Source organism: Paractinoplanes ovalisporus (assembly GCF_016834655.1).
Lineage (GTDB): Bacteria > Actinomycetota > Actinomycetes > Mycobacteriales > Micromonosporaceae > Actinoplanes > Actinoplanes ovalisporus.
The window spans coordinates 296,031-307,685 of sequence record NZ_JAENHP010000008.1 but is presented as its reverse complement, the minus strand read 5'-3'; the positions used below and the strand labels follow the sequence as shown (position 1 = coordinate 307,685).

13 protein-coding genes and 1 other RNA gene are annotated in these 11,655 nt (G+C 68.4%); 10 read left to right on the top strand and 4 right to left on the bottom strand.

Features of this window, described 5'->3' with window-relative positions:
- Positions 1-217 precede the first annotated feature (217 nt).
- From JIG36_RS25685 to JIG36_RS25675, 3 genes are all read right to left on the bottom strand, one after another.
- Positions 218-790: an Rv3235 family protein gene (locus JIG36_RS25685; protein WP_236048216.1), complete on the bottom strand. Its 573-nt coding sequence runs from the start codon at positions 788-790 to the stop codon at positions 218-220.
- Positions 791-1,049: 259 nt separating this feature from the next.
- Entirely contained in the window at positions 1,050-1,280 is a 231-nt protein-coding gene (locus tag JIG36_RS25680; RefSeq protein ID WP_203378955.1) for a helix-turn-helix transcriptional regulator, read from the bottom strand.
- A gap of 58 nt (positions 1,281-1,338) precedes the next feature.
- Positions 1,339-1,794 (bottom strand): Lrp/AsnC family transcriptional regulator, encoded by a 456-nt coding sequence (locus tag JIG36_RS25675; protein WP_203378954.1) that lies wholly within the window; start codon positions 1,792-1,794, stop codon positions 1,339-1,341.
- Between the two features lie 94 nt (positions 1,795-1,888).
- Here JIG36_RS25675 and JIG36_RS25670 point away from each other — a divergent pair, with 94 nt between their 5' ends.
- Both JIG36_RS25670 and JIG36_RS25665 read left to right on the top strand, forming a co-directional pair.
- On the top strand, positions 1,889-2,368 hold the full coding sequence (locus tag JIG36_RS25670; RefSeq protein ID WP_203378953.1) for a rhodanese-like domain-containing protein: 480 nt from the start codon (positions 1,889-1,891) through the stop codon (positions 2,366-2,368).
- Positions 2,369-2,851: 483 nt separating this feature from the next.
- Positions 2,852-3,361 (top strand): DUF6912 family protein, encoded by a 510-nt coding sequence (locus JIG36_RS25665; RefSeq protein ID WP_438870756.1) that lies wholly within the window; start codon positions 2,852-2,854, stop codon positions 3,359-3,361.
- A 163-nt stretch (positions 3,362-3,524) separates the two neighbouring features.
- On the opposite strand, the gene JIG36_RS25660 is transcribed toward JIG36_RS25665, so the two are convergent.
- On the bottom strand, positions 3,525-4,610 hold the full coding sequence (locus JIG36_RS25660; RefSeq protein ID WP_203378952.1) for a hypothetical protein: 1,086 nt from the start codon (positions 4,608-4,610) through the stop codon (positions 3,525-3,527).
- 344 nt (positions 4,611-4,954) lie between these two features.
- On the opposite strand from JIG36_RS25660, the gene JIG36_RS25655 reads away from it, so the two are divergent.
- The 8 genes from JIG36_RS25655 to ssrA all read left to right on the top strand — a co-directional run bounded on the left by JIG36_RS25655 (position 4,955) and on the right by ssrA (position 11,426).
- Positions 4,955-5,470, top strand: a complete 516-nt coding sequence (locus tag JIG36_RS25655) for a PadR family transcriptional regulator (RefSeq protein ID WP_203378951.1) — start codon at positions 4,955-4,957, stop codon at positions 5,468-5,470.
- A gap of 64 nt (positions 5,471-5,534) precedes the next feature.
- Positions 5,535-6,653 carry a peptide chain release factor 2 gene (gene prfB / locus JIG36_RS25650; RefSeq protein ID WP_203378950.1) on the top strand — a complete coding sequence of 373 codons (1,119 nt, stop codon included), beginning with the start codon at positions 5,535-5,537 and terminating at the stop codon, positions 6,651-6,653.
- A gap of 148 nt (positions 6,654-6,801) precedes the next feature.
- Entirely contained in the window at positions 6,802-7,482 is a 681-nt protein-coding gene (gene ftsE / locus JIG36_RS25645; protein WP_203378949.1) for a cell division ATP-binding protein FtsE, read from the top strand.
- Between the two features lie 64 nt (positions 7,483-7,546).
- Positions 7,547-8,422 (top strand): permease-like cell division protein FtsX, encoded by an 876-nt coding sequence (ftsX, locus tag JIG36_RS25640; protein WP_203378948.1) that lies wholly within the window; start codon positions 7,547-7,549, stop codon positions 8,420-8,422.
- 164 nt (positions 8,423-8,586) lie between these two features.
- The gene (locus JIG36_RS25635; RefSeq protein ID WP_203378947.1) at positions 8,587-9,768 is read left to right on the top strand and encodes a peptidoglycan DD-metalloendopeptidase family protein; all 1,182 of its coding nucleotides are present in this window, start codon (positions 8,587-8,589) and stop codon (positions 9,766-9,768) included.
- Positions 9,769-9,824: 56 nt separating this feature from the next.
- Entirely contained in the window at positions 9,825-10,301 is a 477-nt protein-coding gene (gene smpB / locus JIG36_RS25630) for an SsrA-binding protein SmpB (RefSeq protein WP_203378946.1), read from the top strand.
- Positions 10,302-10,384: 83 nt separating this feature from the next.
- Positions 10,385-11,026 (top strand): cellulose binding domain-containing protein, encoded by a 642-nt coding sequence (locus tag JIG36_RS25625; protein WP_203378945.1) that lies wholly within the window; start codon positions 10,385-10,387, stop codon positions 11,024-11,026.
- A 24-nt stretch (positions 11,027-11,050) separates the two neighbouring features.
- Positions 11,051-11,426, top strand: a transfer-messenger RNA (tmRNA) gene (gene ssrA / locus JIG36_RS25620).
- The last annotated feature ends 229 nt before the right edge of the window (positions 11,427-11,655 follow it).

The window sequence follows — 11,655 nt, the reverse complement described above, 5'->3', positions numbered from 1 at the left end:
ATGTCGTGTTCTTCGGGTTGGGCGGGTTCCCGGTCAGCGCCCGCTTCGGCGCCCGGCTCGTGTCGTCGGCCGCGTGTGGGCGTCGTGTTTTCGGGGCCGATCGTTCCTGGTTCGTGCTCGCTTCGGCGCCCGCTTCGGGTCATCCGCCGCGCGCCGTTGTGGCCCGGGACGCCCACTGCCGGGCGTGGTCGGCAGGCGCCCCGGGTGTCTTGGACCGTCAGATCAGGCGGAGCGTGGTGGCCCGCCAGGAATCCTGGTGCAGCTCCAGGCGCAGGGCCAGGGCCCACGTGCGTTCACCGGTGACCAGGGCGACGGCGGCCTCGACGGCGCCGGGCCGGGGCTCGCACAGGCGCACGTGGATGACGGCGACGGGGGAGACCCGGCGCGTGGGGCGGCGACCGCGGGCACGGCGGAAGTCGGCCACCCGGTGCGCCGCCGCCATGCCCTGGGCCACCACCGACTGGGCATCCATGGGGCTGGACAGGCGACGCAGATGGGCCGCCGGGCGATGACCGTTCAGCACCTCGACACAGGTGGCCACGAAACGGCGTACGGCAAGCTTGGCCTCGGCCGACGCCCCGGCGATGGGGGAGTGCTGCGGCGGGATCGCCGGCTCCCGCGCCGCGTCGGGCGTGGCGCGCTGGGACGGCCAGTCGAGCGCCAGCTGCTGGGCGGTGGCCCAGACGGTGGGCTCCAGCTCGTCGTCGAACGGTGGCTCGCAGCGCGGCGTGGGTCTCAGGCTGATCGCGGACCGTGGCCCGTTCCGGGTTGCCTCCAGCGTCCTCTGCATCGCGCCGCACCACCCCATCGTTGAGTTGACCTTGCGTTTGCCTTCGTTTGCCTGTGACAGCGATTCTGAAAGCAAGGCAGAGCTGGGGTCAACGCGCAGGGAGATCCATCTGATCCTGGCGGGAAGAGGGATGAATCGGGCGTCCTTCTCCGGCCGGTTCGGACGTGTTCAGCAGGTTCGTGACATGGGCGGCCGGCTATGACTCGGGCTCGTACGAGTTCGGCGGGCCAGCCACTCAGGCTCGGACGCGTTTGGCGGGCTACTCGGGCTCGGACGCGTTCAGCGGGTTGTGCGCCACCCAGGCGGCCGTCTCGGCGTACTTCTCCTCGATGTACTGCTCGAGCCGGGCGCGCTCGACACGCCACTGACCCCGGCCGCCGATCTTGATCGCGGGCAGCTCACCGCTGCGGACCATGTGGTAGACCTGCGACTCCGAGACGTTCAGCTCGGTGGCGACGTCGGTCAGCAGCAGGAAACGCGGCTCGGCCACGGTCACCTCCTGGTCTCGGACGGTTGCCTCAGTTTGCCATCGTTTCCCGCGGAAAGCGTCACTCCGGCGGGGCAATGGCGCGGCCGGTGAGCGGGCTCGAATAGACCACGCTGGTTGTGACGGCCCCCAGCCCCGAGATGCGGCCGGTGATCTCTTCGAGGTGCCGCATCGATCGGGCCAGCACCTTGAGCACGAAGCAGTCCTCACCGGTGACGTGGTGGGCCTCGACGATCTCGGGCGTCGAATCGAGCAGCGCGTGGAACGGCCGGTAGTTGCCGGTCGGATAACGCAGGCGAACGAAGGCCATCACCTGCAAACCCACACGTTCGGGGTCGAGGCTGGCCCGGTAGCCCGCGATCACACCCGCCTCCTCGAGCCGGCGGATCCGCTCGGCCACGGCGCTGGGTGACATCGCCACGGCCCGGGCGAGCTCGGCGAACGACGACCGGCCGTCCTTCTGCAGCTCGGTCAACAGCTGCCAGTCCGTCCGGTCCAGCGCGAAATCCGTGGTCATGGCGGCCATCTAAGCGCCTTTCCCCGGCATTACGCCAGATGTGCCGGGGAACGACCATGTAACGACCGCGTCCGCGCACCTAGCGTGGTGTGCCATGACGACGATCTCCACCCGTACGGGCGCCGCAGTTTCGTTCTTCGAGGCTCTGCTCGCCTTCCAGACCGATGTTTCCGACGTACGGGCGGCGCTGTCGACCGGCGCACCGGGCTTCGTGCTGATCGACTCCCGCGCGCGGCCCGCCTGGGACCAGGCCCACATCCCCGGAGCCCTGCACCTGCCGACCGCCGACATCCCCGCCCGCGCCCGCGAGCTCCTCGACCCCGCAGTGCCCGTAGTGACGTACTGCTGGGGTCCCGGTTGCAACGGCGCCACCCGCGCGGCGCTGGCGCTGGCCCGGCTCGGCTACGACGTCCGCGAAATGATCGGCGGCATCGAGTATTGGATCCGCGAGGGCTTCCCCGTCCTTACCCCCGCCGGTGAGGTGGCTTCCCCGCCCGACCCGCGTACGGCTCCCGTGGCTCTCGCCGCAGGCCCGGTCACCATCGCCCTCGCCGCCGACGCGTGCGGTTGCTGATCGACCAGGGCCGCCGCCGTACCGGTCGCCGTGGGGTGCGGTTGGCAGCCGGCAGCGGCTCCCCGTCGCCGTGGCGTGCGGTTGGTGATCGCCTTGGCTGCCGGCTGTGGCTCCGCGTCGCCGTGGCGTGCGGTTGGCGATCGCCTTGGCTGCCGGCTGTGGCTGCCCGTCGCCGTGGCGTGCGGCTGGTTATCGACTTGGCTGCCGGCTGCGGCTCCCCGCGTCCGAGCCGCCCGGCCGCCTCGTCACGCCGACAAGATCTATTTTCTGGAGCAGCCGCCGCCTCCCCCGCCCACCCAGGGAAAATAGATGGGGCTGACCCTACTCGACGGTGGCGCGGTGCCCGGAGTTATCCACATTGCCGGGTTGTCCACAGGCTTGGACGACCCGGCGGGCCACGATACGGACACGACTGGTGGAATGGGCCTACCCCGGACTGCTGTGGCGGTGTACTACGGGGACGGTCCAACCGCTGGAGGAGACGTGCCGATCACCGAGCTGGTCCGGGTCTATGTGCCGGCCACCGTGCCGATGCTGGCTGCCCTGCGGGCCGACGGGCAGCTGGGGGCCGGGCCGCTGGAGGCGCACGCCGTGACGCCCGCGCTCCGGGAGTGGTATGCCGAGGGCGACGAGGAGGAGCTGGAATACGTCGCCTTCACGCGGGCCGCCCAGGGTGCGCTCCACCTGCTGCGCCTCGACGCCGAGGCCCCTCGCCGGCGTGTTGTGGTCTCGGCCGACGTGCCGTCGACGGCGCTCGTGCGGGAAGACGTCGAGCTCGGGTCGAGCACCGTGAGGCTGCCGCAGCCGGTGTCGATCAAAGAGGTCGCCTCGATCCACGTCGACAGTGCGGACGCGGCCGAGTCGGTGGCAGCGGCCGCCGAGGTGGTCGACGAGGCGGCCGCGGGCGACCCCGACGCCCAGTTCACCGTCGACGGCGCCGAGGACCACGAGTTGGAGTGGTACGCGGTGACCGAGCTCGACGAGCTCATCTAGGAAGCCCGGCCCGAGCACGTCGCCGCGATGCGGCATTCAGCACGCTCGGAGCCGCCCCAAGGCGCGGGCACCACAGGAAAGTGGTTACGGAGCGCTGGACGGCCGGGCCTGGGCCGAACACGCCGCCGCCGGGAAGCGGTTCGGCGCCACGCGGTGCGGAGGGTCAGGAAGCGCTGGACGGCCGGGCCTGGGACTTGACGGGCGCGCCACCCGCGGACGGCTCGTCATCGCTGTCCTCGTCCTCGTCGGAGGACTCGGCCGGCTCAGAAGCGGCCGGCTCGGAAGCGGCCGGCTTGGAGGCGGCGGTCGGCTTCGGCGCGGGCGCGGCGGGCTCGTCCTCTTCCTCGGCAGCGGGGCTGATCGTGCGGCCCACCGCGATCGTGGCGGACAAAGCTCCGACGAACAGGATGATCAGGGCGCTGTTCAGGCGGGCCCCGCTCAGCATCTGCTGGACCACGGTCTCGAGCTCGCTCACCCGGCCCGCCAGGTCGAGCACCCGGCTGCCGGCCGTACGGGTCAGGATCTCGGCGACCACCAGCAGCAGGCCGGCGCCGGCCCCGGCGAGACCGTAGAACGGCCACGGCACGTCCAACTCGTCCGAGCGGCGACGCGCCCGGCGAAGAACCTGGTAGGACATCAGGCCGGCCGCGAGACCACTGAGCACACCCTGGCCGTACGAATACCACTGTGAAGCGTTGGCCTGTGAGCGCGTCTCGCTGGAGCTGAGCGCGTCGAGCAGCGGGCCCTGGAAGAAGCTCAGCACGAACCCGACCACGAACACGGCCACCGAGGCCCAGCCCACCGCGTTGACCACCCGGGGGATGCGGAAGCCGGCCAGCGCCCCGCCGATCGTGGCGGCCGCGGCGACCGTGCCGCCGGTCACGGCGTACAGCCAGCCCTCGGTGTTGATCGTGACGATGACCAGCGCGCCGAGCACGCCGACGAGCAGGCCGCTGCCGGTGGCGATCGCGAAGCGGGTGCTCGCGCCGAGCTCACCGCGGCGGCTCATCAGCGCCAGGACCGCGAGCGCCACCGTGGACCCGGTGACGAGGGCGGCCGAGATGGCGCCGGGCAACGCGTATGCCGTGGAGGTCACTTCCATCTCGGCGTCGATGCGGCCGGTGATCGTGGCGCGCGCCGACCAGAGCATGGCGCCCATCCAGATCAGCGTGAGCGCCGCCAGAAGAAAACCGTTCGACGTGGCGGCGGCAGCCGGCTTCGGGGCCGGTGCGACCTCCTGGGATGACATGAGGCTCAGGGTACGCGGCGATCCTCCGGGGCCGGAGTGACCCCGAAAGGGCCCGGAGCCACGTCACCGGTGGCAAAACGGAGTCGATTGTCGTGATTGTTGGGAACGTACCCGTTCCGGAGGGGCCGTCTGTCCGGTTTTCGGGTATTTCCTGCCCGGCATCGCCGTCTGACCGTTTGGCTAGGACCATTTTAGCTGGTCAAGAGCCAGATTTTCGGGAGAACGCGCCGTCTCGACCCTCGTGGTCGGACTGTCTGTGCGGGACAGTCGCTTGTGGAGACGCAAACTGGACGGATCGGGCGAAATCCTGGACGTCGGCGCTACAAAGTGGCAGCTTAGAAGGCATGCCCGACTCTCAAATCAATCCCACGGCTGCCGCACTGCTCGGCCTGCTTCACGAGGGGCCGATGACCGGCGGACAGCTCATGGCGGCTGCCGAACGCCGTCTCGGGCCATACTGGTCGATGACGCGGAGCCAGGTCTACCGCGAATTGCCGGTTCTCGCCGAAATGGGCTACGTCCGTCTCGGCAAACCCGGCCCCCGATCAAGCCAGCCCTACGCCATCACCGCCGCCGGCAAGCGAGCCTTCAGCCGGTGGCTTGCCGAGGCCCCGGGCCGGGATGCACTGCGCAACCCGGTCGCGCTGCGGGTCGCCTTCGGCGAGCAGCACAGCGGTACCCAGTTGCAAACCCTCTACAGCGGTGCCAGTGAGTACCACGCCGAGGCCATGGCGATGGCCAAGGAACAGGCGAAGGAGGCCAAGAAGGCGGGCGACCAGTACGGCGCCGCGGCCCTCGAGTTCGCCGTCGCCTATCACAAGGCGGCGCTGAGCTGGCTCAAGATCGCTCCGGCCGGCTGACCTCCGACTGATACTGCGCCGCCCCGACCAGCTTTCTGTGCGGGGCGGCGTAGTCTTGACTGTTGTGACCGCTGCCGACTATCCCGAGCAACTCAAGACCCTCGACGCCACCCTGCGCAATATCGAGAACGTCCTGGACGTCGACAAGCTGCGGCGCGACAAGGCGGACCTCGAGGAGCAGGCGTCCGCACCCGACCTGTGGGACGACCAGACCCGGGCGCAAGAGGTCAACAGCCGCCTTTCGTACGTCTCCGGCGAGATCTCGCGTCTGGAGCGTCTGCGTTCGCGTCTCGACGACGCCAACACCCTTCTCGAGCTGGCCCAGTCGGAGGACGACGCCGACTCCCTCGACGAGGTCGGTGAAGAGATCGTCGGGCTGGGCAAGGCCATCGAGGAGATGGAAGTACGCACCCTGCTCTCGGGGGAGTACGACTCCCGCGAAGCAGTGGTGGCGATCCGGGCCGGCGCCGGCGGTGTCGACGCGGCCGACTTCGCCGAGATGCTCATGCGGATGTACCTGCGCTGGGCCGAGCGGCACGGGTACCCCACCGAGGTCTACGACACCTCCTACGCCGAAGAGGCGGGGCTCAAGTCGGCCACCTTCGCGGTCAAGGTCCCGTACGCCTATGGGACGTTGAGTGTGGAATCGGGCACCCACCGCCTGGTGCGGATCAGCCCGTTCGACAACCAGGGCCGCCGCCAGACGAGCTTCGCCGGCGTCGAGGTGATGCCCGTGGTCGAGCAGACCGACCACATCGACATCCCCGAGAACGAGCTCCGCGTCGACGTCTACCGTTCGTCGGGTCCTGGTGGACAGAGCGTTAACACCACCGACTCCGCTGTGCGGCTGACGCACATTCCGACCGGCATCGTCGTGACGTGTCAGAACGAGAAGTCGCAGCTTCAGAACAAGGCCTCGGCCATGCGCGTGCTCCAGGCGCGGCTGCTCGAGCGCAAGCGCCAGGAGGAAGAGGCGAAGCTCGCGGGCCTCAAGCAGGACACCACCGGATCATGGGGTGACCAGATGCGGTCGTACGTGCTGCACCCCTACCAGATGGTCAAGGATCTGCGCACTGAGCAGGAGACGGGCAACCCGTCGAACGTTTTCGACGGCGACCTCGACGAGTTCATCGAGGCCGGCATCCGCTGGCGCAAGCAGTCGCAGAAGGCCGCCTCGGCGTAACGCCCGGCAAGATCGTCTACGGACGGCGACGGCTCCCGGACGAACGGTGGGCCGCCGTCGTCCGGGGGTTGAGTTTCTTCACCGGACGCGCAGAATGGCGGACCCGGCGGGGTTGGCGTTTTCGTTACACCGCGTAGACTCCGTTCCCGTGATTCAGCTCGAGAACGTGACGAAGACGTACCCGAAGGCGTCTCGGCCGTCGCTGGACGATGTCAGCGTCGGTATCGAGAAGGGTGAGTTCGTCTTCTTCATCGGCCCCTCCGGTTCCGGCAAGTCGACCATCATCAAGCTTCTGCTGCACGAGGTGTCGCCCACGCAGGGCAAGGTGATGGTGAACGCCAAGGACGTCACCTCCATCCGATCCTGGAAGATCCCTCACTTCCGCCGCTCCATCGGCTGCGTGTTCCAGGATTTCCGCCTGCTGCCCAACCGCACCGCGTACGAGAACGTGGCCTTCGCCCTGGAGGTCATCGGCAAGACCAAGGCCGTCTCCCGGCGGGTCGTGCCCGAGGTTCTCGAACTGGTCGGCCTCGGCGGCAAGGAGCACCGCTACCCCCACGAGCTCTCCGGTGGTGAACAGCAGCGTGTCGCGGTCGCCCGGGCTTTTGTGAACCGCCCGCTGATCCTGCTCGCCGACGAGCCCACCGGAAACCTCGACCCGGACACGTCGATCGAGATCATGCGATTGCTGGACCGGATCAACCGCACCGGCACGACGGTCGTCATGGTCACCCACGACTCCAACATCGTGAACCAGATGCGCCGCCGCGTCATCGAGATCGAGAGTGGCCGCATCGTCCGCGACCAGGCTCGCGGCGTCTACGGCTGAGCCCGGCTCCGTCCATTCCCCAGACTGAACCTGAAATGCGCGGAGTCCCGGAAGGAACCCCCCGATGCGCTTGAAGTACGTCCTCAACGAGGTCCTGGTGGGCCTGTGGCGCAACGTCACGATGACGGTCGCCATGATCATCACCATGTCGGTCTCGCTGACCATGCTGGGCGCGAGTGTGCTGCTCTACATGCAGGTCGACCAGATGAAGAACTACTACTACGGCGAGATCGAGGTCTCGATCTTCCTTCGCACCGACGTCACCGAGGCCCAGCGCACGGCGATCGACAGCGCGATCTCGTCCAACCCTCTGGTCGCCGGGAAGACCTACGAGACCCGTGAGGAAGCCCTCAAGCGGTTCCAGGAGCTGTGGAAGGACTCGCCCGAGTTCGTCAAGTCGGTCGGCCCCAACAGCCTGCCTGAGTCGTTCCGGGTCAAGCTGAAGAACCCCGAGACCTACAAGACGTTCACCGACCAGATGAGCCCGATGGAGGGCATTCAGGACATCATCGACCAGCGTGCGCTGCTCGACAAGGTGTTCAACATCTTCAACGCCATCCAGGTCGGTGCGCTGGTGGTCGCGGGGGTGATGGCGTTGGCCGCGCTGCTGCTGGTCGGAAACACGATCCAGGTCGCCGCGTACAGCAAGCGCCGCGAGGTCGCCGTCATGAAGCTGGTCGGCGCGTCGAACTGGTTCATCCAGGCGCCGTTCGTGCTCGAGGCGGTGGTCGCCGGCCTGATCGGCGCGGTGCTCGGCTTCGTCGCCCTGTTCGTCAGCAAGATCGTGCTGTTCGACAACAAGTTGCAGGCGCTCACGAACATCCTGACGCCGATCGACAACGGCAACGTGTGGCTCATGCTGCCGCTGCTCGCCGGCGTCGGTGCCCTGGTCAGCGCCGTCACGGCGTGGGTCACGCTGCGCTTCTATCTCAAGGTCTGACGCCCCCGACGCTGCAATCACGCCACGGCCGCTTCCTCTTCGGGGAGGCGGCCGTTGGGCGTTTTAGGAGGTAAGACGGCTTAGGTCGCGTTACGGTGCTCTTCGTGTGGTCCAAACGTCGACATAGCCCTAAATATGCTCTTCTGGCGTTTTGTGCTGGCCTGTTGATCGCACCGCACCCGGCCCAGGCTGACCCGAAGAACGACGACGCCGAGCGGGCAGCCAAGGCCGTGCAGCGCGCCGAGGCCGTGCTCGAACACGCCACCGACGTGGCCCGGGCGGCCGCCCTGCGACTCGAGACGGCGACCGCGGCCATGCCCGCCGCGCAGAAGAAGGTCGCAACGTCACGGGGCGCGGTGGCCGCCGCCATGGCCGCCTCCAACACCGCAAATCGCAAGGCGAAGGCGGCCCGGGATTCGTACGCGAAGGTGGCCGGACGTTTCGACGAGGCCCGGGACAAGGTCGACGCCGCCCGCGATCGGGTCGACGAGATCGCCACGGCCAGCTACATGGGCAGCAACATCGCGCGCCTCAACGTGCTCGTCGACGCGAGCGGGCCGGCCGACATGATGGACCGGCTCAGCATCGTCGACCAGATCATGCGCGCCCAGCAGGAGGACGTGGACACCCTCGTCGACGCCCGGCGCGAAGCCCGTACGGAACAGGACCGGGCCGGACTCGCCAAGCGTGCCGCCGAGGAGGCCGAGGCCGACGCCCGCGACCGCCTGACCGCCGCGCGATCCGCCCAGACCGCCGCCGAGCGCGCCCGCCAGGCCCTCGCCCAGCTGACCCAGACCCGGGCCGACGCGCTCAAGATGGCCAACTCACAGCGCGCCGCCGTGCTTGCCCGCTACCGGGCGGCCAAGGCCGAGGAGGCGCGCATCGAGGCGGCCCTGCGCGGCTATTCCCTCAAATCGGGCGACGGCCGGTACGGGGGCGGGCGGCTGCTCATGCCGGTGATGGGCTGGAAGTCCAGCAACTACGGATGGCGCTACGACCCGTACTACCGCGTCTGGCAGCTGCACGCGGGCATGGACATCGCGGCCGGCGGGGGCACACCCATCCGGGCCGCCGCCGCGGGACGGGTGATCAGAGCCTCGTGGGCCGGCGGCTACGGCCGGTACACCTGCATCAGCCACGGGCGGATCAGCGGCGTCGGCTTCCAGACCTGCTACGGGCACCAGTCGGCATTCCTCGTGCAGGAGGGGGATTACGTACGCCGGGGGGAAGTGATCGGCCTGGTCGGCACGACGGGCGCCTCGACCGGCAACCATCTGCACTTCGAGACCCGATTCAACGGCTCACCCCGAGACCCGGTGAACTATCTGCCCCCGTGTCTGTGCTGAGCGACCTAGTAACCTTGTGAGGTTCGGTCACTTACATCCATAGGGGGTTCGGCGGCATGCCACGCGAACAAGGTCGCAAGGTCGTCGCCTCCAACCGCAAGGCCTACCACGACTACACCATCACCGACACGTACGAGGCGGGGATGGTGCTCACCGGCACCGAGGTGAAGTCGTTGCGGGCCGGGCGGGCCTCGCTGGTCGACGCGTTCGGCCACGAGAACAACGGCGAGATCTTCCTGCACGGGATGCACATCCCGGAATACACCCAGGGCACCTGGACCAACCACGAGCCGCGGCGCGTCCGCAAGCTTCTGCTGCACCGCGAGGAGATCCTCAAGATGCGCAACAAGCTGCGCGACGACGGTGTCACGCTGGTCCCGCTGCAGGTCTTCTTCCACAACGGCTATGCGAAGGTCGAGATCGGCCTGGCCAAGGGCAAGAAGAGCTACGACAAGCGGCAAGACCTGGCGTCCCGCGACGCTCAGAAGGAGATCAGCCGCGCCCTCGGCCGGCGTGCCAAAGGCATGGGCTGACAGGTACCCTTCCCCGCCGGCACTTTTGATCATCGTCGGCGCCGATGTGGGATTTCGGATTCGGGTTTCGGGAGAGGTCGAGGGTGGCTGCCAAGCACTCGGTGCGCGTGTTCGGTACGGCCAGGTTCATCCTGAGTTTCGGCGTGGCGGTGCTGGTGCTGCTGGTCGTCTGGATCGCCGTGCGCGCGGTCGGTCCGGCCGAGGCCAACAACGGGATGACGATGGTTGTGCCTCCCGTCTCTCTCACCCCAGAGCCAACCATTTCCCGTACGACGGTTGTGCCGCCCTCGATTTCCCCCTCGCCCTCGCTTTCGCCTTCTCCGACGCGTACCTCGGCGCGGCCTCGTGCCACGACGCCCTCCCGCTCCTCGTCTCCTTCGCCCCGCAAGACCACGACGCCTCCCACGGTGACCGACGTCGAGGCGGCCCTGCGCGTCACCGCGAGCTGGGATTCCGGCTACGTCGCCGCGGTCCGGGTGGTCAACGAAGGCGACCGCCCGATCGACTGGCGCGTCACGGTCAGCCACAGCGGCCTGGCGAACCTGCAGCTGCGCGGGGTGTGGAACGCCCGCGGCGACCAGCAGGGCAGCAGCTTCGTCTTCAACGGCGGCACCCTGGCCCCCGGAGCCGAGGCCATGTTCGGCTTCCAGACCTCGAAGAGCGGCCGCGGCAACGCCCGCCCGGCCGGCTGTAATGCGTTGGGCGGCTCGTGCCGGGTCAGGTAGGATGGCACAGTTGTTCATTTACCAGGGGGTGACTGGTTTCGACTTCGAATGTGGAGACAGGGGAAGCGAGCCGAGGAAGCCGACGTCGTCTCGAGAATCGGTCGTCGGAAAACAATAAGCGCCGAAACCAAGCGCGCTGACTTCGCTCTCGCCGCCTGAGGCGAGTAGCAAGTCTGTCGGACCGGGAGCACCTCCGTCCCGGATCTCCGGCATCAGCTAGGAGGTTGGCCAACAGGTCCCGGTCGCGGGGACCTTGCGGCGAGACTAATCAGCGACTGGGCCCGTCACAGGAACTCGCTCACGTGATTCCCGGGGCCAAGTAGAGGCATAGTGAGCTGCGCTCGGAGAAGCCCTGACGAAGCGACGAAGGACCCGGGTTCGATTCCCGGCACCTCCACGAGTCGAGGCGGTCTGTGTTCGCGGAAAGCGCGAACCGGGCCGCCTCGTCATGTCTGCTCAGGGGGCCGAGCCCCCTGAAACCCCACGGTGCGGCTGGTCACGGTCAGCGCGTGGTTGCGTGAGGGCCGAACGCCGTGAGGTACCGCGGTGCGGTCGGTTGCGGTGGGCGCGTGGTTGCGTGAGGGCCGAACCCGTGAGGTAGCGCGTTGCGGTTGGTCGCGGTGGGTGCG